Origin of the sequence: Leptospira chreensis (assembly GCF_016919165.1) — a bacterium.
In the GTDB taxonomy this organism is placed as follows: domain Bacteria; phylum Spirochaetota; class Leptospiria; order Leptospirales; family Leptospiraceae; genus Leptospira_A; species Leptospira_A chreensis.
The window spans coordinates 1-18,494 of sequence record NZ_JAFFPS010000063.1; the positions used below are offsets into that span (position 1 = coordinate 1).

General features: G+C 41.2%; 18 protein-coding genes and 1 pseudogene. 10 read left to right on the top strand and 9 right to left on the bottom strand.

Going from position 1 to position 18,494, the window contains the following annotated elements:
• The 4 genes and pseudogenes from JWG41_RS21040 to serC all read right to left on the bottom strand — a co-directional run.
• Window positions 1-366, bottom strand: a pseudogene (locus JWG41_RS21040) (concanavalin A-like lectin/glucanase); the annotation flags it as partial.
• Complete coding sequence (rpiB, locus tag JWG41_RS16455) at window positions 297-734, bottom strand: ribose 5-phosphate isomerase B (RefSeq protein ID WP_135578556.1); 438 nt, start codon at window positions 732-734, stop codon at window positions 297-299. The gene rpiB and the pseudogene JWG41_RS21040, both read right to left, overlap by 70 nt.
• On the bottom strand, window positions 731-1,393 hold the full coding sequence (locus JWG41_RS16460) for a hypothetical protein (RefSeq protein ID WP_205270912.1): 663 nt from the start codon (window positions 1,391-1,393) through the stop codon (window positions 731-733). Before JWG41_RS16460 ends, rpiB begins: the two co-directional genes overlap by 4 nt.
• The gene (gene serC / locus JWG41_RS16465) at window positions 1,386-2,483 is read right to left on the bottom strand and encodes a 3-phosphoserine/phosphohydroxythreonine transaminase (protein ID WP_205270913.1); all 1,098 of its coding nucleotides are present in this window, start codon (window positions 2,481-2,483) and stop codon (window positions 1,386-1,388) included. Before serC ends, JWG41_RS16460 begins: the two co-directional genes overlap by 8 nt.
• A 124-nt stretch (window positions 2,484-2,607) precedes the next feature.
• Between serC and JWG41_RS16470 the strand changes: the two genes are divergently transcribed.
• The gene (locus tag JWG41_RS16470; protein WP_205270914.1) at window positions 2,608-4,275 is read left to right on the top strand and encodes a P83/100 family protein; all 1,668 of its coding nucleotides are present in this window, start codon (window positions 2,608-2,610) and stop codon (window positions 4,273-4,275) included.
• Window positions 4,276-4,357: 82 nt separating this feature from the next.
• Here JWG41_RS16470 and JWG41_RS16475 read toward each other — a convergent pair whose 3' ends face one another.
• Window positions 4,358-5,464, bottom strand: coding sequence for a tetratricopeptide repeat protein (locus tag JWG41_RS16475; protein ID WP_205270915.1), 1,107 nt, complete (start codon window positions 5,462-5,464; stop codon window positions 4,358-4,360).
• A gap of 111 nt (window positions 5,465-5,575) precedes the next feature.
• Here JWG41_RS16475 and ilvB point away from each other — a divergent pair, with 111 nt between their 5' ends.
• The 3 genes from ilvB to JWG41_RS16490 all read left to right on the top strand — a co-directional run bounded on the left by ilvB (window position 5,576) and on the right by JWG41_RS16490 (window position 9,584).
• A complete protein-coding gene (gene ilvB / locus JWG41_RS16480) occupies window positions 5,576-7,282 on the top strand; it encodes a biosynthetic-type acetolactate synthase large subunit (protein ID WP_205270916.1) in 1,707 nt (568 codons plus the stop codon).
• Window positions 7,279-7,767 carry an acetolactate synthase small subunit gene (ilvN, locus tag JWG41_RS16485; protein WP_205270917.1) on the top strand — a complete coding sequence of 163 codons (489 nt, stop codon included), beginning with the start codon at window positions 7,279-7,281 and terminating at the stop codon, window positions 7,765-7,767. Before ilvB ends, ilvN begins: the two co-directional genes overlap by 4 nt.
• Window positions 7,768-7,832: 65 nt before the next feature.
• Window positions 7,833-9,584: a peptidase MA family protein gene (locus JWG41_RS16490; RefSeq protein ID WP_205270918.1), complete on the top strand. Its 1,752-nt coding sequence runs from the start codon at window positions 7,833-7,835 to the stop codon at window positions 9,582-9,584.
• Here the strand turns inward: JWG41_RS16490 and trxB are convergent.
• A complete protein-coding gene (trxB, locus tag JWG41_RS16495) occupies window positions 9,581-10,522 on the bottom strand; it encodes a thioredoxin-disulfide reductase (RefSeq protein WP_205270919.1) in 942 nt (313 codons plus the stop codon). The genes JWG41_RS16490 and trxB overlap by 4 nt on opposite strands.
• 62 nt (window positions 10,523-10,584) lie before the next feature.
• Window positions 10,585-11,106 (bottom strand): tetratricopeptide repeat protein, encoded by a 522-nt coding sequence (locus JWG41_RS16500; protein WP_205270920.1) that lies wholly within the window; start codon window positions 11,104-11,106, stop codon window positions 10,585-10,587.
• Window positions 11,107-11,203: 97 nt separating this feature from the next.
• Between JWG41_RS16500 and xerD the strand changes: the two genes are divergently transcribed.
• From xerD to hslU, 4 genes are read left to right on the top strand one after another with little or no spacing between them, the layout of a single operon-like run.
• Entirely contained in the window at window positions 11,204-12,112 is a 909-nt protein-coding gene (gene xerD, locus JWG41_RS16505) for a site-specific tyrosine recombinase XerD (RefSeq protein WP_205270921.1), read from the top strand.
• Window positions 12,112-12,543: an ATP-binding protein gene (locus tag JWG41_RS16510; protein WP_205270922.1), complete on the top strand. Its 432-nt coding sequence runs from the start codon at window positions 12,112-12,114 to the stop codon at window positions 12,541-12,543. Before xerD ends, JWG41_RS16510 begins: the two co-directional genes overlap by 1 nt.
• Before the next feature lie 46 nt (window positions 12,544-12,589).
• Window positions 12,590-13,123 (top strand): ATP-dependent protease subunit HslV, encoded by a 534-nt coding sequence (hslV, locus tag JWG41_RS16515; RefSeq protein ID WP_205270923.1) that lies wholly within the window; start codon window positions 12,590-12,592, stop codon window positions 13,121-13,123.
• Between the two features lies 1 nt (window position 13,124).
• Window positions 13,125-14,543 carry an ATP-dependent protease ATPase subunit HslU gene (hslU, locus tag JWG41_RS16520; RefSeq protein WP_205270924.1) on the top strand — a complete coding sequence of 473 codons (1,419 nt, stop codon included), beginning with the start codon at window positions 13,125-13,127 and terminating at the stop codon, window positions 14,541-14,543.
• A gap of 39 nt (window positions 14,544-14,582) precedes the next feature.
• Here the strand turns inward: hslU and JWG41_RS16525 are convergent, their stop codons facing one another.
• The gene (locus tag JWG41_RS16525) at window positions 14,583-16,445 is read right to left on the bottom strand and encodes a bifunctional chorismate-binding protein/class IV aminotransferase (protein ID WP_205270925.1); all 1,863 of its coding nucleotides are present in this window, start codon (window positions 16,443-16,445) and stop codon (window positions 14,583-14,585) included.
• Between the two features lie 14 nt (window positions 16,446-16,459).
• The gene (locus JWG41_RS16530; protein WP_205270926.1) at window positions 16,460-17,296 is read right to left on the bottom strand and encodes a hypothetical protein; all 837 of its coding nucleotides are present in this window, start codon (window positions 17,294-17,296) and stop codon (window positions 16,460-16,462) included.
• Between the two features lie 87 nt (window positions 17,297-17,383).
• Here JWG41_RS16530 and JWG41_RS16535 point away from each other — a divergent pair, with 87 nt between their 5' ends.
• Both JWG41_RS16535 and JWG41_RS16540 read left to right on the top strand, forming a co-directional pair.
• Complete coding sequence (locus JWG41_RS16535; protein WP_135578590.1) at window positions 17,384-17,626, top strand: lipoyl domain-containing protein; 243 nt, start codon at window positions 17,384-17,386, stop codon at window positions 17,624-17,626.
• Window positions 17,623-18,486, top strand: coding sequence for a metallophosphoesterase family protein (locus tag JWG41_RS16540; RefSeq protein ID WP_205270927.1), 864 nt, complete (start codon window positions 17,623-17,625; stop codon window positions 18,484-18,486). The genes JWG41_RS16535 and JWG41_RS16540 overlap by 4 nt, the downstream gene beginning before the upstream one ends.
• Window positions 18,487-18,494: the final 8 nt, after the last annotated feature.

Genomic DNA, 18,494 nt, shown 5'->3' on the forward strand with positions numbered 1-18,494 from the left:
CCTTTTACCAAAAAAGTAAGTTTGGTCATCCACCAAATAGGAGGAAGAAACAACAGAGATGGATTTGGATTTAAAAGGAAGGCCGGTCTCTGTGGTTTGTGGTTCTGCCACCTCTCCTTCAAAGTCGAAGAAGAGTTCCCCTTGTTTCGGGATGTTTTCTTTGGGCTTTAGAAAGTTCTTTTTACCGGGTTCTGAATTTTGAACCACACCGGTTTTTTTCCAAAGGTTTAGGTTTAGAATTTCTTTTTTGGGGACTTCCCACCCAAGTATGGGTAGACCCCAAACGAGTAATAGGATTACGACTGTTCTTCGATCAGTCCCAATCGTTTTTGGTGCCGTCCACCTTCGAATTCTGTTTCTATCCATTTTTTTACGATTCTCTGTGCTAAATCCGTTCCGAGAACCCTTCCCCCTAAAACCAGTACATTGGCATTGTTATGGCGTTTGGACATTTCCGCCGTAAATTCATCATGGCAAAGGGCCGCTCGAATGCCTTTGAAGCGGTTAGCAGCAATGGAGGCTCCAATGCCTGTTCCGCATAGGGCGATGAGTCTCGGAACTTCACCGGAAAGAACCTTTCGGCAGGCATCTCCAATGATGGTGGGGTAGTCGACGGACTCTTCGCTCTTAGTACCGTAATCGACAATTTCGTAAGTTTCCTCGAGACTTTTCCTGAGGATTTCTTTCAGAGCAAATCCACCATGGTCAGACGCAATTCCAATTTTTTCTTTCATTCAGACTTTTCCTTTCTATGTTTTAGGGCATCGGTGTAGGACTTATAGGATTCTACCGAGATCGAGAGTAAAAATTTGTCTCTTTCGCGAAGTAGACTTCCATAGTAACCAGTAAATAAATCTAAATACCTATCGTGTTTTTCTTTCGGTTTTTTTTCAGAAAGGTATTCGGTGGTGAGGAGGGAGATTTCTCTTTTGATTTCTTTATAAGACTCAAACCATTGTTTGGCGATGTTCACTTCGCCGGGTGTGAGAGGATAAGGGCGATTGTCCGAAAGTAGAATCCGCCATTCATAGGAAAAATAAACCTCTTCTTTTTCATTTTCGGCAACAAGGGAGGCTTTGAAATATTCCCCTAAATCTTCCGTGAGTGGGTCCTCATTGGAGAGGTTTTCGGATACTTTCTCTCGAAAACAAACGAGCGAGGCGAGGCGTAGCTCCGCCGACTCCTTTGCAAATTCTTCCATCCGTGCTCGGTCCAAATTGAGAATGTTCGGACTCAAAGCACCTGGTGGGACTTCTTTTTTTAGGGGCAGATAACAGACCTTAGATTCTTCCCATCCCTGATTCCCTTCGGGAATCCAAAGGGAATGGGCAGAAAGCGATCCTTGCAGGAGTAAAAAGAAAACTAAGAAGGTGTCGGGCTTGAATTTACCCATGGGTCCTTTCAAATTCTTTGATAAAAGAAATGAGGGAATCGATACCTTCTTCAGGCATTGCATTGTAAATGCTGGCTCGAAAACCGCCTGCTTCCCGGTATCCTTTGAGACCAGCAAACCCTTGTTCTTCGGCAAGTGTTAGAAATTTAGAATCCACATTTTCGTTATGGCTTCTAAATGTGACATTCATCGCCGAACGGAAGGCCTCAGGCACAGGAGCATAGAATAAAGAGGAAGCATCCAAAGCATCATAGAGTTTTTTTGCTTTTCTTTCATTGATGGCTTCCATAGTAGCAAGCCCACCTTTTCGTTTCAGGTATTTAAAAACGAGACCAGCAATATAGATGGAGTAAGTGGGTGGAGTGTTGTAAAGGGACCCATTTTTTTCCATGAGAGCATAGTTCATTAGGTTCGGGATGGGGTGTGATTGTGTAGGCAATTTTTCTTTGTCGTAGATCACAAGAGTGAGTCCAGATGGCCCAATGTTTTTTTGGGCTCCCGCAAAGATTACAGAAAAATCTTCAATCGGAAGTTTACGACTTAAGAGTTCGCTTGTCATATCAGCAAAAAGGGGAGCTTTTTTTAGTTTAGGAAAGGTTTTGTAACGAGTTCCAAAAATAGTATTGTTGGAAGTGATGTAAACATACTTGGCCCCGTCATTGATACTACCATCGGTGATGGTTGGTAACTCCATATACAGGGAGTCCGCCCCATTAAAAATGGATTTTACTTGGGGATAGAATTTTTTGGCTTCTTCATGGGCTTTTCTTGCCCAAACACCCGTCACTGCAAAATCGGCAGATTCCCCGGTAGCCAAATAATTGAAAGGAATGGCGGAAAATTGTAAGGTGGCTCCACCAGGAAAGTAAACGACCGCATAACGGGGTGGCAGATCCAAAAGTTCTCGTAGGTCAGCGAGTGATTCGTCCAGAATATTTTGGAAATGATTCCCTCTATGGCTCATTTCCATCACGGACATTCCGGTTCCTTTGTAATTTAGGAACTCAGACTTTGCTTCTTCCATGACCTCTGTAGGCAACATGGCAGGACCGGCATTAAAATTGAAGATTCTGTGTGTAAACGTAGGCATCCTCCCACAGAATTTTGAATATCCACCCGCCGGTAAATAGATTTTTATTCTAAAACTTGCTTTGCAGAATCGGAAAGGTTGTTAATCTTGTGGGCATCTTTACCCCAATTTTCGTGAGGAAACAATGAGAATTTCTCGTTCCATCATCATTTGCCTATTTGTAGTCGGTCTTTCTTTGACCGCACAGTCCAAAGCCCCTCTCGGTGAGTCCGAAATCAAGGGTTCCAAAAAAATCGAATTCATCAACCGTTCCTTACGTAAGGCATCTGATGACATTATTCAAGAAAATACCGAAATTGGTCGTAAACTTGCGGAAACCTTGGCCAAAGAAAATACGGCCACTGTGGATGGAGTCAAAATCCAAAGAGTGCTTCCGGGAGCTGACGGAAAACTCGGAGCAGATATCCTTTATCTTTCGGAGACTCAAAGTTTTGACCATGTCAATTCCATTGCACGGATCATTGCTTCCTATGTGGAAAAATCTTTCCAATACAAAGTAGGGAATGCAGAGACACTCGCTCAGTACATCCTTTACTACAATGCAACCCATAGAAAAGACTCTAAGTTTTTTACTAAAAAGTATACAGAGGGAGTCATTGCAGCTACCTCCGCTGATAAATTAGGAATTGATACAGTTTATAAAAATTGGCCCGGTAAAACACAAATCATCATTCCGATTGAAGGGAATATCTTAAAAGATAATGGAAAAGATATCACAACGGATGAGTTAGAAAAAGACGTCAACAAAGTAGTAAAGGATAAAGAAAAAGATCCTGCCACTAAACAGAAGATGGAAGACGAAGCCAAAAAAATGGACAAGTTGCAAACCGATAAATTGAAAGATGAAAAAAAGGTTTTGCAAGATAAAAAGCAAGAAGTGGCTGACGAACAAAAACAAATCCAAGACAAAAAAGACGCTCTGAAAAAACAAGAAGCGGAAACTGTCGCAAGCCTCAATGAGTTAAAAAAAGATCCTGTAAAAAACAAAGCAGAGATCGAAAAGAAAACTGAAGACATTAAAAAAATCGAACAAGAGAAAAAAGACACAGATAAAAAATCCGAAGCTGTAGAAGCCAAAAAAGAAGAACTCAGTAAAAAAGAAGAACAAATCGCTAAAAAAGAAGAAGCTCGTACTGGCGGCGACACTACTAAAAAAGAAGACACGGTCCAAAAAGTCGAAGCTAAGGTCGAAGAATTAAAAACAGAACTGGCGCAAACTAAAGAAGAACTGAAGAAAAAAGAAGAACAAAGCGATAATGTTGTGAACAACAAAATTCTTTTTATGAAGTTCATTAAATACGATACAGATGGTCATTATTCGAACGAACTTTGGGCCATTGACCCTGCCAAAGACGATGCTCTTTTCAAAAGCCCTTACAATAATATCTGTTCTAAGGAATTTAAAGAAATCGCAAACCAAGGAGTTCTTGTTCTTGGTTATGACGGGGAAAAAATAGAAACCCGTAAACACAAACTTGTGTTACTTGACGCAGACAAATTGGGTGTTAAAAAAACAAGTGAATCTGCAGATATTTTCTGGAGAACTCCTATGATCAATCGGGAAGATAAAATCTACGTGATTGAAAAGGTAAAAGACAAATACCATGTAGCTAGATTTAAGTCGGACTTAACCTTTGAAAAAAGGACAGAAGAGCCTGTAGAAGAAAACTCGGAGCTCACATTTTTTGGAGATAAGGTCTATGTGACCGGCAAACCAAAAGAAGGTGACAAAACTACGATTAAAGTCTTTAAAAAGGAAGATTTGAGCCTACTCAAAACCATCGCTCCGTAAGGAGGATGGATTTTTAAGACATTCTATCGAGGAACCAAGATTCCAACCTTTGCACTACTTGGTGCTTCGGTTGGAATTTTTTTTAGTCTTTTAAGTATTCAATCCTTTCTCGAATGGATTCATTGGAAGGATTTTTCTTAGCCAAATCTTCTAGAAGTTTGATGGCTTGGATTTTTTTTCCCATAATGTCCCAAAGATCAGAAAGTTCGAGGGCAGGTCTCGGATCACTCGGAGATTTGGAAAGAAGTCCCAAATAAATTTCTTCTGCTTTTTCTAAGTCACCAATGAGTCGTAAGGCGGCCGCCTTCCCGAGTAAGGCAAAATAGTCGTCGCCACTGGCAAGAATTTTATTAAAACATTCAAGAGCTTTGTCATAGTTGCCAAGACCGCGGAGAGAATCGGCGTACCTGTTGATGATGAGTTTGTTGTCAGGATCGGATTCGAGAATTTTTTCCCAATAGGTGATGGCAGTTTTAAAATCTTTTTTACCGCGATAGGATTCAGCAAGGCCGTAGAGGGCAAAAAAGTTTTTGGGATCAAGTTCCTTGGCACGTTCATAGTAAAGAACGGCTTTATCGAAGTCTTTGATTTTTCGGTAACTGTTTCCAATCTCTGTTAAGATTTTGATATTGTTTGGTTGGCTTGAAAGTAATTTTTCCCACCACTGGATGGCATCCACATACCTTTGGCAGGCAAAGTATAAATGCCCAAGCCCAACAATCACATACTGGTCGTGAGGATTGATTTGGAGTGCTTCCATATAATAAACTTCTGATTCTTTGAAGTTCTTTAATTTTCTATGGGCATCTGCCACTCGAGAAAGAATACTTGCGTCTGTGATGGTTATGTGATGGAATTCTTCTGCAACTTCGATAATTCTTTTGAGACTGTTTAAGTCTCTGTAAGCATTCATCAGGCCCATAAGGGAAAATTTATTGGTTGTATCACCGGCCAAACATTTTCGGTAGTATTGGATGGCTTGTTCTGGTTGTTTTGTTTTGGCATAATAATCGCCAAGGCCTACAAGCCCGTATGTATTGGATGGATCTTCATCAAGTAATATGTCTAATCGCTCTTTGGCTTCTTTGAAGCGGCCCTGATCAAGAAAACGATACGCCTCTTTTGCAAGGGCTTTTATTTTTGTGAACTTTTCATCTTCTTGTGGCTTTTCAGTATCTGTATTTTCCATATTCTCGTCCAATTTTCAGCATTCCTTTTTAGACAGTAAAAATCGACTCAAAAACGTGAGAACATTGACAACAGGCTCTTTTTTGCAGAAATGACAATAGGGGGGAAACGTATGTCATCTACAACTGAAGCAATTACTGGCGGTCGGCTTATGGTCGAACTATTGGAAGAAGCGGGTGTGGAAATCGTCTTTGGATACCCTGGCGGTGCCATCCTCCCATTCTACGACGAACTCTATCATAGTAAAAAAATTAAACATATCCTCGTTCGCCACGAACAAGGTGCCGTCCATATGGCTGAAGGATATGCTCGTTCTACAGGCAAGTTAGGTGTTTGTATCGCCACTTCCGGGCCAGGTGCTACTAATTTAATCACAGGGCTTACAGATGCCAAATTGGATTCCATTCCCATCCTTGCCATCACAGGACAAGTTTCCACAGATGCCATCGGAACTGATGCTTTCCAAGAAGCCGATATCTTTGGAATTACCATTCCCATTACTAAATACAATGCTCTCATCAAAAAGGCAGATGACCTGGCTCGTCATTTCGAAGAAGCCATAAAAATTGCTATGGGCGGAAGACCTGGTCCCGTCCTTCTCGATTTTCCAAAAGATGTACAAACCCAAAAAACAACGGTAAGAAAGGCGACCTCTTTAAAAATTGCTCCTCATCATTATGAAAGACCAAAGGTTAAAGGGGACCCGCAAGAATTTGCGGAAGTTCTAAACCAAGCCAAACGCCCGTTACTTTATGTAGGTGGTGGTGCGATTAATTCTTTTGCTTCTGCAGAAATCAAAGCTTTGGCAGAAAAAGCAAATGCGCCGGTGACCACAACGCTTATGGGTCTTGGTGCCTTTCCTGGAACCCATCCACTATCGGTGGGAATGCTTGGAATGCATGGAACTGCCTACGCCAACAAAGCAGTATTAGAATGTGATTATATTTTAAATTTAGGTGCAAGGTTTGATGACCGTGTTGCCAAATACCAAGACTTCGCACCGAACGCAATTCGCGCCCATGTGGACATTGATGCGGCAGAGTTTAACAAACGAATTAATGTGGATCATATCCTTCACGGAGATCTAAAAGATGCCATCCGTGAAATCCTTCCTTTTGTGAAAGGGGGAGATCGGACTTCTTGGATTGAAAATATCCAAACTTTGAAGAAAAACCATCCACTTGATTTTGATAACAGTGGGGACAGTATCAAACCCCAAGACTTCTTACAACGAGTGTATGCCAAAACCAAAGGCGAAGCCATTGTTTCTACTGACGTAGGCCAACACCAAATGTGGGCGGCACAGTATTATCTTTTTGATAGGCCGAATACTTGGTTAACTTCCGGGGGCCTCGGAACTATGGGGTATGGACTTCCTGCCGCCATTGGTGCGAAATTTGGAAATCCAGACAAAACGGTCATATGCGTGACGGGAGACGGATCTTTCCAGATGTGTATTCAGGAACTCGCTACCATCGCGCAATCTAAGTTAGGTGTTAAGATTCTATTATTCAATAATAATTTTCTCGGAATGGTGCGTCAGTGGCAGGAACTATTCTATGAAGAACGTTTCAGTGAGTCGCAATGGACTTACAATCCTAACTTTGTCAAACTCGCTGAAGCTTACGGCATTCCTGCCATGAAGATTGAACACAAATCGGAAATTGAAAAGGGTGTGGATTTTTTCCTAAAAGATAGTGGGTCGGCTCTCATTGAAGTCATGATCCCTGCGGAAGAAAAAGTATTCCCTATGATCCCGGCAGGAAAATCACAACAAGATCTAATCGAATTCAAAGACTTCGGGAAATTGAAAAAATGAAACACACTCTAAGCATTTTAGTCAATAACCATCCTGGGGTAATGAGCCATGTTTCCGGCCTTTTCACTCGTCGTGGATACAATATCGATTCCATTGCTGTGGGTGTGACAGACAATGCGGATGTTTCTTCCATGACGATTGTTTTGAATGGGGATGATTTTCTAGTTGGCCAAGTTAAAAACCAACTCCTGAAACTTCCCGATGTTTTAAAAGTCCAAGACATGACCTATGCTGGTTCTGTCCAGAGGGAACTGGTTCTCATTTCATTTACCATTACAGAAAACAATAGGAGTGAAGCCCTCACCATTTGTAATGGATTCGATGTAAAAATACTAGAGATGACGGAAGATTCTCTTCTCATTGAGTTCTCTGGAAATTCGAGACAAGTCACCAATGTGATTTCAGTTCTTAAACCTTTTGGAATTCGTGAGATCTCTCGCACGGGCCAAATTGCCATTGCTTATCGGAACCAAAACTCCGTTTAATCCACTTGACAGGGTCTAAATTTTAGGAGACCATAGGTGCGTTTGAGTAAGAGACATCCACACCAATGGTTCGAAAATTTCTACCTATCACAATATTCCTCCTAACAACTGTTATTTATTCTGATGCGGAACGTGCTTCGGTTCCTTTAAAACGAGGCCCGAGTTCCGATGTATTGTATTTTGATTTTGGGGAAACTGCACCCACTTCCTTTCTCTCTGTAGAAAGACTCCAAGAACCCAAATTAGAAGATTTAAAATTAGGATTTTTAGAACCAAGTCCCGGATACTACAATGGGCCTGATGGTGGTGAGGTTTATCAATGGGCCAAAAACCATTACCAATGGAAACGAGCCGATGGCAGTGTGTATACCGAATGGGTGAATGGAACTTTTAAATTAGACTTTCCTTCGGGAATTAATTTTGTCTCTTCACCAGCGTCCTGTAATGGCTGTTCACCAACCAATATTTGGAATTATCCTGATTTAACTAAAATCACAAAGTATTGGGTAAACCACAGAAAAGAATACGATTACACTTACCAAAAACCACTCAATTTTGAGAACTACCTTCTTGTCAGAGAAACCCAGTTTGGAAAACCAAAGTTAGAACTGGGAAACTATGTATTGTATGGATCCGAAAAATGGTCAGAGTATATACGCGCGTTTGGTGGGAATTTTAAAATCAAAGCTTTCCTAAACTATGTGAAATCGGAATTTCAATTAGAGAACCGAGGAAAAATTCCCGTATTGTTATTTGATCAGTATGAGGATATCAAAGAATACATTGGCGCGGACATCCCCGGTGGTAGCGAAGAGGGTGGATTTGGGGGCCGGGATTCCATAAGCCTCTGTTGTGGGGAAAAAATGCCACAGGCCACTGGAAATCCTGAATTTGATGCAGATGCCCTCCGGCGTTTTCACTTCGGAGTATTTTACCATGAAGCCGTTCATAATTTAGAACAAATTTCATGTTTGAAGATTCAATCGGAAACGGGAAAATTCCCACAAACAGATATTTTAGATCCTTGGTTTGAAGAGGGTCTTGCCAACTACTTAGAAGCAAAGTTCTACGAACGCAGACAATTCCATATTTACAATGATGCAGAAAAGTTAATCCGAGAAAACAAAGTTCCAAAAACCTTCAAATCCTTGTTAGATGCCAAGTATAGAGATTTAATTCCTTATTCCATCGGACCCCTTCTTATCAAACATATCCATGAAACTTACGGAAAAGAGGCCATTGTTTCTTACCAAAGGGAGACTTGTGTGGGGACAGCACCGGCTCTCGCTTTGCAGAATGCTACTGGTGTTTCTCCCGACCAAATTCTAAAGGATAGTTTACAAAGGTTTGAAAAAGAGAAGGACTCGATTCTTAGAGATGGCAAAAAAATCCAGTTAGCTGGTTATACAGTGATGAATGCAAAATCTCCCGCTGAGTACCAATCCTATTTAGAAAAAGGATTTTCACTTCCCGAATCGGCTTTGGAAATCAAGTCCTATACGCAGTTGCCTAGTTTACAAAAAATCTTTCTTGCCTCAGTGGATTCTTTTTCTGGAAAAATGGAAGGGGAATTTCTGGGACTGGGTTCTAGTTATTTTTATCTTTGGAAAAAAGGAAACTACCGTTGGGCCGGAGATTCCTGGGAAGCTAATGTATTTCCTGGAAACCAAATTTTGTTCCGAGGATCTAACTTCACTCTCATTGAATGGGAAGATGGAAAAAAACAATATATATCACCGAAGGGAGATTCGGTGATGTTTTTTAGTTTGGAATCAAAATCCTATAAGGATGCGGATGGAAAACCGGTCACTCCTTAGTGACCTTCTAACCAACGTTCTGCTTCGAGTGCCGCCATACAACCACTACCAGCAGCAGTGATGGCTTGGCGGTACACTTTGTCCTGTACATCTCCCGCCGCAAAAACCCCTTCCACATTGGTTTGAGTGGTTCCGGGTTTCGTGATGATATAACCTGTTTCATCAAAATCCAATTGGCCTTGGAAAACTTGTGTGTTCGGAACATGCCCAATCGCATAAAAGAGTCCACCCACTTCCAAATCCTTTTTGGCTTTGTCAATTGTGCTTTCGAGAACAATCGAACTGAGTCCTGTGGCACCACCTTTGGCTTCCACAACAGTTTGGTTCCAAAGGATTTCAATTTTTGGATGTTCCAAGGCTCGTTTTTGCATGATTTGGGATGCACGGAGTTGGTCACGACGCACTACCAAGTACACTTTGGACGCAAACTTCGTGAGGTGGTTTGCTTCTTCCACTGCGGAGTCCCCACCCCCCACAACGGCGAGGGCCTTGTTTCGGTAGATAGGAAGGGCACCGTCACAAACGGCACAGGCGGAGATCCCGCGTTGCCAGTAGGTTTCTTCGCCTGGGACATGCATCCGTTTGGCTGTGGCTCCTGTGGCAATGATGATGGAATCGGCTTTGATTTCTTCGTCGTCAGACCAGATGGTAAAAGGGCGTTTGGAAAAATCCACTTTGGTGATGGTTTGGGTGTGGATGGTGGTTCCGTATTTTACGGATTGTTCCCGGAAAAGTTGGGTGAGTTTGGTTCCATCGATTCCTTCTGGGAATCCAGGGAAGTTTTCCACTTCGGTTGTGGTGGTGAGTTGTCCGCCGGCAGCGACTCCCCCTGCCATAAATCCTTCATACATCACCGGGTTTAAATTGGCTCTGGCTGCGTAAATGGCTGCTGTATGTCCTGCGGGACCCGATCCGATGATGACAACTTTATGGTTCATAATTTCTCCTATTCTGTATCTTGTTCTTTATTAGTTTAGACGGGATTTCCAGGATTTCTTGTCTATTTTGTTTCGCAAGCCCGAACCCAAGGTGCATAATAAGGGTCCCCGGAAAGTGGGCTTTTTTCTAAGGTCAGTAAATAATCCTTCTGTTTGAACCCTCGCGTGAGGCAAAGATAGGTGGTTTCAAAGAATTCCAAAGTTTCTTTTTTTCCCTGGAACCGAATTTCCTCTAAAATTTCCAGCGCTTCTTTTTCGTATCCTGTGGTAAGATAGAGCCGGAAGAGTTCACGTTGTACTTCTGTGTCGTCTTTCTTGTGTTTGTGATACTTTTCCAAATAAAAGATGGCAGTGGCAATGGACTGGTTGCTCTCTGCGAGAAGTAACCCATTGCGTTTCAGAACAGGATCGTAGTCAGGGTTCTCACGAAGAGAAAGTTCGTAGTAGTAGAGGGCTTTTGTTTTCTCACCCACCATTTCCCATTTTTTTCCTTCTTCAAAGAGGGACCTTTCTTTTCGGCCGCAATTAACGACTAACACTGCGGCAAACGTGAGTAAAAAAATAAGGGAGTTTCTATGAACCACATCTCCTTTTTTCCTGACATAGCCATTTGTGGCAAAAAAAATAATAAGTCTCTTTAAGCTTTTTGTCCGACTCTTTAAGTAACATAAGAGAGTAAAGATGGGTTCCAAATTGCCAGTTTCTCAAAATCAGCTTTTACAAACGTTTCAAGAATACCTGTCCGTAGAAAAAGGACTGAGCGATAATTCGATATATTCCTACGGATACGATCTCAACAAGTTTGCGATCTTCTTGGAGAAGGAACATATCAACTTCTTAGAAGTAAAAGCAAACGACATCATGCGTTTTCTAGAAGAAGAAAGAGAACGTAAAATCTCTGCAAAAACTCTGGCACGTGAAGTTGTCGCCATCCGCCAATTTTACAAATACCTCCGCGATGAAAAACGATTGGATTCCAATCCAACCGAAAAAATCGAAACCCCGGAAGTCGCAAGAACCATTCCTGATTATTTAACACAAGCCGAGATTGATGAACTTTTTCGGAATATCAAAGAGGACAATTTGTACGAACTTCGTGACAAATGTATCTTTGAACTCCTTTACTCTTCTGGCCTTCGTATTTCTGAAGCATGTAACTTAAAGATGACAGACATCGACATGGAAAACATGACGATCACTGTAGAAGGTAAGGGTGGACGCCAACGCCTAGTTCCTTTTGGTGAAAAGTCTTTAGAGATTTTGAAGAAATACATCGCGGAAAGCCGCACAGAAATCCTGAAAAAAAGAACCTGCGAATTTGTTTTTGTTTCGAAAAAAGGGTCGTATATTAACCGTAAGTCGGTATGGCGACTTTTGAATCATTACATCAAACGCACAAAAATAAAGAAAAAAGTAACACCACACACTCTTCGCCACTCATTTGCAACTCACCTTCTTGAGAACCATGCGGATCTCAAATCGGTTCAGGAACTTTTGGGTCATATCGATATTTCGACGACTCAGATTTATACCCATATGGCAAATAAAACTCTGAAGGAAGTTCATAAGAAATTCCATCCGAGAGGATAATGTCGAACCAAAAGAAATCCACGGACTACTCTAAAGTAGTCCGTATCCAAATCCCATCCAATCCCCGTTTTGTTTCCCACACACGTAATTATTTTTTTAATCTTTGTTTAGAACATGGATTTTCCCTATTTGATTCCATGGACTTAAAATTGGTGATTGGGGAAGCCATCGTCAATATCATCCGCCACGCGTATTCTGGTCAAACAGGCAAACCCATCTTTATTGAAATGCAATTTGATAAGGACAGAGTTGAAATTAAACTCCGGGACTACGGAAAAAAAGTAGAACCAAAAGACCTGCGTAGTTTTGATCTGAGTGATTACCGCGAACACGGGATTGGACTTTTTATGATCAAAGAACTCACCGATTATTATTTTTTAGACCAATCTTTTGAAGTTGGGAACCAAATGGTTCTAATCAAAAGAAAGTAACCTCCATTTTTCTCGACAACTATCCTTGATTTGCGAATTTATCCGTATGGAAACAATTCATGCAACGACCATCCTCTCCGTTCGTAAAAACGGTAAAATTGCCGTAGGTGGAGACGGTCAGGTATCCATGGGAAACACCGTGATGAAACATACCGCAAAAAAAGTCCGACGACTTTACAACGGTAAGGTGATCGCTGGATTTGCAGGCAGTGCCGCTGATGCCTTCACACTCTTTGAACTCTTTGAAAAAAAACTAATCGAACATGGTGGGTCAGTTTCTCGGGCAGCGGTGGAGCTGGCACGTGAGTGGAGGATGGACCGGATGTTACGAAGGTTAGAAGCCCTCCTGATTGTTTGTGATGCTCATGAATCCTTTTTAATTTCGGGAACGGGAGATGTGATCTCTCCTGATGATGGAGTGCTTGCCATCGGTTCCGGGGGAAACTTTGCTTTATCTGCGGCCCGTGCCCTTGTGCAAAATACAGAAATGGATCCAAGAGAAATCATTACAAAGGCCATGCAAATCACTGCAGATATATGTATTTATACAAACCATAATTTGGTGATTGAGGAATTATAAAATGACATACCCAACCATTCTTGCTGAAGTTGTCGGATCCGAAAACCCGGCTGAAGAGTTAACTCCCCGCCAAATTGTAGAACGATTGGATGAACATATCATTGGCCAAACCAAAGCTAAACGAGCCGTGGCTGTGGCTTTACGGAATCGTTCTCGGCGACGAAAGTTGGATGAATCTCTTAGAGAAGAAATTTACCCAAAAAATATCATTATGATTGGGCCAACAGGCGTGGGGAAAACAGAAATTGCACGCCGTCTGTCCAAGTTATGTGGTGCTCCTTTTTTGAAAGTAGAGGCCACAAAGTATACAGAAGTGGGTTATGTGGGTCGTGATGTAGAATCTATGATCCGGGATTTGGCCATGGGAGCTCTTAATTTGGTGAAAGCAGAGTTTCGGGACCGAGTGAAAGACAAGGCAGCAGAAAAAGCAGAAGAGATTGTTCTCGATGCCATTTTACCACCTATCTTTCATAAAAAGGAAGAAGATCTAAATCCAGAAGAAAAAGAAAGACAAACGAGCTATAAAGAATCCAGAGAAAAGTTTCGGGAAAAACTTCGGAAAGGAATTCTTAGCGAACAAGAAATCGAAATTGATATCCCAAAACCTTCGGCACCAACAGGAATGCCCATGTTGCAAGTGTTTGGTGCTGGGAATATGGAAGATATGGACAACCAACTTTCAAGTTTACTTGGGGATTTGATGCCTAAAAAATCCGGCAAACGAAAGGTAAAAGTGTCGGATGCCCAAAAACTCCTGATGGAATCAGAAGCAGAAAAACTCATCGACACAGACAAAATCCAATCAGAAGCCGTTAGGCGTGTGGAAGAGATGGGGATTATCTTTTTAGACGAAATTGATAAAATTGCGGGAAGGGAAGGAAGACAAGGGGCAGATGTGTCTCGGGAAGGTGTACAGAGAGACCTTCTACCCATTGTGGAAGGTTCTACTGTGAATACAAAGATTGGTCCGATCAAAACCGATCATATTTTGTTTATTGCCGCCGGTGCTTTCCATATGACAAAACCGTCGGACCTCATTCCAGAACTGCAAGGCCGATTCCCCATTCGTGTGGAACTGGAAACACTCACAGAATCTGATTTTATCAAAATCCTGACCACTCCTAAGTCTTCCCTCACCAAACAATATGAGGCTCTCCTTGCTACTGAAGGAGTGAAGATTGAATACACAACGGATGGGATTGCAGAGATCGCAAAGCTTGCGTTTCAGATGAATGAAAAAAATGAAAACATTGGGGCAAGACGGTTAAATACCATCATGGAAAAACTTTTGGAAGATACGAGTTTTGATGCCCCAGACCTTCCGGAAGATCAAAAACAAGTTGTGATTAACGAAAGTTATGTGTCTTCCAAACTCAAAGGAATCATTGAAGACAAAGACTTAAGTCGATTTATTTTATAATCGAATTCCTGGCGGAAGGGAACTTTCTCACGATAAAGATTAAGGATTTTCTGCCGGGGTGGGATTGGAGAGGAATTCCACTCTTTCGAAGCCGCGTAAAGAATTCCCCAAAAGGATTTCCTCTGCGGTTTCTAAATCAGTTTTGAATAAAACCGTTTCTTTGACCCAACCCTTCTTGATCAGAGCTTCTCGAAAGACTCCGGGAAGGCCTCCTGTTTCCAAACTCGGTGTCATCCATACCTTTCCTTTTCTTAGGAAAAGATTTCGAATATTGGTTTCTAGGATTTGTTCGTTTGCATCGAACAAAATACAATCATCGATTCCTCTGGTTTTACACTCTTCCAATTGTTCATTGTAATAGGTTCGATTCGTTGTTTTGTGATATAAAAATAAATCTTTGGAATTCACAGGTCCGTTTGCAAACCCAAGGCGAATGGTTGGCCTTTTTTTCTGTTTGGTGAAGGCAAAGGTTTCGCCGCGAAATTCTCCTCTCTCATTCAGTAGCAAACGAACACGTAGTAGTCCTTTCGATACATCGGCTAAGGTTTTTAAAGTGGCTTCTGCATTTGTTTTTGCAAATGGATATCCAAGGCGATCGGCAGTTTCTTCCATTCTTTTGAGGTGGAGATTTTTAAGGAAATAGTGTCCATTATGGAATCGTAATGTTTCTAAAATTTCAAATGGAGGAAGGTAGGGGTTCGTGATGAATTTTAATTTGGAAAGGCATTCTTCATATTCCGCTTCTGGTTCGGAAAGTACGGTGACTCCACTTCCCACCCCATAAAACCCTGTCCAAACGTTACCTTCGTTTTTTAAATCCATGGTGCGGATGGTTACGCTCGAACGAATCCAAGGTTTCCCATCTAACATTTCTGACACGAATAAAGACCCAGTATACAGTCCTCTATCATAAACTTCTAAACTTCTTAAAAGTTCGAATGATCTGCGTTTGGGGGCACCAATGACGGAACCGGAAGGGAATAATGCTTTTAGGATGGTAAGCCAAGTAAAAGGTTTCTTTAGTTTGGCTTCGACTTTGGAAACCATTTGCCAAACAGTCGCAAGGCCTTTCACTAAAAAAAGATCTGTCACTTGCACAGTTCCTTGTTTGGCGATCCTACCCAAATCATTGCGGTAGAGATCGGTAATCATTACATTCTCTGCTCTTTCTTTCGCAGAGGATTGGAGAATGGATTTGTTCTTTTCGTCCTCTTTTGCTGTATTTCCGCGGAGGATGGTTCCTTTCATCGGCTCGGTTTGGATCTCGTCTCCTTTCACTTCAAAAAAAAGTTCCGGAGAAAAGGAAAGGATTCTCGAATTCTGAAAGGGAAAGAAGCTTGAGTATTTTGTTTTTTGTTTTCTTTTTAAAGATTGGTAGTATAAAAACAAATCTCCTTCGACAGAGAGAGATACAGGAAAACAAAGATTCAATTCATAACTTTCCCCGAGTAGGAGTGCTTCCCTTGTTTTTTCAAATCTCTCTTTATAAATTGTCTTATCCCATAAAACGTCCCATTTTTTTAGATGGGTATCTTTTAGTTCGCTGAGTGGTGGGTTTGGGTATTGGATTCTTTTTTTTCCTTTGAAGATGGAATACTGGAGGAGGGGAGTCCCTTCTGCCAATTCTGTAGATTTGAGATCCATTCCTTCAATAAAGAAAAACCCTAGTTCGAAATAAAAAACCCCACAAGAATACAAACCTTCTTTTCTGTAATCATCTAACACGAGTAAACTGTTTGAGATGGTTTCTGTAATGGGTTTTTGATTGGAATAAGTGATTTGAACTTCTTCTTTTAAATCGAAGTACCAATCAGTGATGGTGTAACCGGGGCAAGTGAGGGAATCTTCAAAAAGAAGGCCACCGGTATTTCGGTATTCTTCTTCAAAAGATTCCCATGTCATTGGAAGTGCCTGGATCAAAACTCCATCTTTTGGAGAGCCTCTAACGGATAGTTGAGGTAAACCGTAGTTGTTTTTTTACTAGTTTGGATATCGAAACATTCCAATGGATCAAGGCCTAAGTTATAAAAACCTTCATCTATCATGGCAATTCCAAAACCCGCACTTTCTTTTTCATCCAAAAAGTCTGGTCTAAAAAACTCGGCAGAGTTCCCTTGTTTGGCAAGTTCCGCATGCCTTTCCCTACTTTTGCGAATTCGATTTAAATCCATTCCCATAATAGGGGAATCATTCCTAATCCGAATATAAACAGAAGTAGGTCTGATTTCGATTTTCATAGAAATTTTAAGGTTATATTTTTTTACCTTTTCTCTAACGATGGTTAGAAAGTTTTTTTCATCGATGGAGAGATTGTGTTTCTTTGATCTTCTTTTGTCAGACAAAGTTAGAATTTTTTGAACCACTTTTTTGATTTTATTTGGAACAATATAACGTTGCATCGCATCACGCAACGGTTCTGTTTCTAAAATAATGTCGAGTAACTCTTCTGCTTCTTCTTCTGGAGTTTGTCCCTGCGCTGTAAGTTTATTCAGAAGTTCATCCTGAAATATCACAAAACGCGTGTTTGCTTTTACTGCATTTAAGAGGGCTTCCATGAGACCGCTAAACAAATGAAATGAAGTCAGAGGGTTTGCCCCCACTCGGTTTAAGATCCCTTGAACCACTTCATTGACGATATCCCTTGTCGACTTGGTAAGTCCTTTGAGTTCAAAATGGAAGTAATCCTTTTGAATCAATTGATCCAAGTTTTCGATGATTTCAGTGCCTTTATATTTGATTTTCTCGTTTCCCATTGAGCTTCGCTAAACTTTTATGTTAAAAAAACGGGAAAAGACGGTTTTGTAAACCAGTTTTCATTCTCGTGTCAAAGGATTGTGTCCATGAAAGAATTCCTTTTAAAAACTCCTGATTTGGGTGATACAGAAAAGATAGAATTGGTTCGTTGGCTCCGAAAGGTGGGTGATTCCGTTACAGTTGGGGACGAAATGATCGAACTTGTGACGGACAAAGCGGCATTTCCCGTAGAATCTCCCTATGCCGGAACCCTAAAAAAAATCTTAATTCCCGAAGGATCGGTAGTGAAAAAAGGAGATATCCTCGGAATCATGGATATTAACGAATGAAAATCCTACACATTTCCGACTTACATTTCCCGAAGAAACTTTCTTTGTTTTCTCTTCGCGGAAAGGCACTTGTCGGATACCTCAATTATAGATTGAGACGCAAATCAAAACACCCTTTGGTATTGGTTGCTGCGATGATTGAGGCCATTAGTAAATTAGAATATGATGCTCTTGTTATTTCTGGAGATTTGACAAACGTTTCCCATCCTCGTGAATTTGAAAATGCAAAAGAAATTTTAAGTCCCTTACTTACTGACAAAACGTTCATCATTCCTGGTAACCATGATCGTTATCAAAAAAGAGCCATTGGCCCCAATCCCTTATTTGAAAAAACATTTGGAGAGTGGATTGGAACCTCTCTCGATCCAGATTTATATATTCGTTCTAAAAAAATTGGTGGAAAACTTTTTATCGGATGGGATTCCAACTTTGCCATCCCAAGGATCACTGCCACAGGATATGTGGCCCCAGAAGTAGTCCAAAAAACTATCAGTTTAGTGAAGGAACCTTATGTCCTTGTTTGTCATCATCCAATTTGGAATCCAAAGAATGAAATGGAATCCAAAGGCCACTGGATGGCGAACCGAGCGCAAGTGGTCGAAACACTAAAACCAAATCCACCGTTCCTTTATTTACATGGACACACTCATACCAACTGGGTCAAACTTCCCGGCAAAGATGCTCCTTTTGCGATTGTGAATTCTGCATCTAGTACAAGACTTTCCGATAGAAGCCATGAATGTGGATTTCATGTGATTGAGATCGGAAATTCAACCGAGTACCGTCGTTTTATTTATTCAGAAGACAAATTCATTGAGACAAATCCGATTTTTTACGAAGAGTCGGAAGGAGTCATCTAAAGGAAAAA

Coding starts and splice junctions, on each gene's coding strand:
- JWG41_RS16510 (WP_205270922.1), top strand. CDS start 12,112: ATGTCGAACCAAAAGAAATCCACGGACTACTCTAAAGTAGTCCGTATC.
- hslV (WP_205270923.1), top strand. CDS start 12,590: ATGGAAACAATTCATGCAACGACCATCCTCTCCGTTCGTAAAAACGGT.
- xerD (WP_205270921.1), top strand. CDS start 11,204: ATGGGTTCCAAATTGCCAGTTTCTCAAAATCAGCTTTTACAAACGTTT.
- JWG41_RS16535 (WP_135578590.1), top strand. CDS start 17,384: ATGAAAGAATTCCTTTTAAAAACTCCTGATTTGGGTGATACAGAAAAG.
- JWG41_RS16540 (WP_205270927.1), top strand. CDS start 17,623: ATGAAAATCCTACACATTTCCGACTTACATTTCCCGAAGAAACTTTCT.
- JWG41_RS16530 (WP_205270926.1), bottom strand. CDS start 17,296: ATGGGAAACGAGAAAATCAAATATAAAGGCACTGAAATCATCGAAAAC.
- rpiB (WP_135578556.1), bottom strand. CDS start 734: ATGAAAGAAAAAATTGGAATTGCGTCTGACCATGGTGGATTTGCTCTG.
- JWG41_RS16490 (WP_205270918.1), top strand. CDS start 7,833: ATGGTTCGAAAATTTCTACCTATCACAATATTCCTCCTAACAACTGTT.
- ilvB (WP_205270916.1), top strand. CDS start 5,576: ATGTCATCTACAACTGAAGCAATTACTGGCGGTCGGCTTATGGTCGAA.
- JWG41_RS16470 (WP_205270914.1), top strand. CDS start 2,608: ATGAGAATTTCTCGTTCCATCATCATTTGCCTATTTGTAGTCGGTCTT.
- ilvN (WP_205270917.1), top strand. CDS start 7,279: ATGAAACACACTCTAAGCATTTTAGTCAATAACCATCCTGGGGTAATG.
- JWG41_RS16460 (WP_205270912.1), bottom strand. CDS start 1,393: ATGGGTAAATTCAAGCCCGACACCTTCTTAGTTTTCTTTTTACTCCTG.
- JWG41_RS16475 (WP_205270915.1), bottom strand. CDS start 5,464: ATGGAAAATACAGATACTGAAAAGCCACAAGAAGATGAAAAGTTCACA.
- trxB (WP_205270919.1), bottom strand. CDS start 10,522: ATGAACCATAAAGTTGTCATCATCGGATCGGGTCCCGCAGGACATACA.
- serC (WP_205270913.1), bottom strand. CDS start 2,483: ATGCCTACGTTTACACACAGAATCTTCAATTTTAATGCCGGTCCTGCC.
- hslU (WP_205270924.1), top strand. CDS start 13,125: ATGACATACCCAACCATTCTTGCTGAAGTTGTCGGATCCGAAAACCCG.
- JWG41_RS16525 (WP_205270925.1), bottom strand. CDS start 16,445: ATGACATGGGAATCTTTTGAAGAAGAATACCGAAATACCGGTGGCCTT.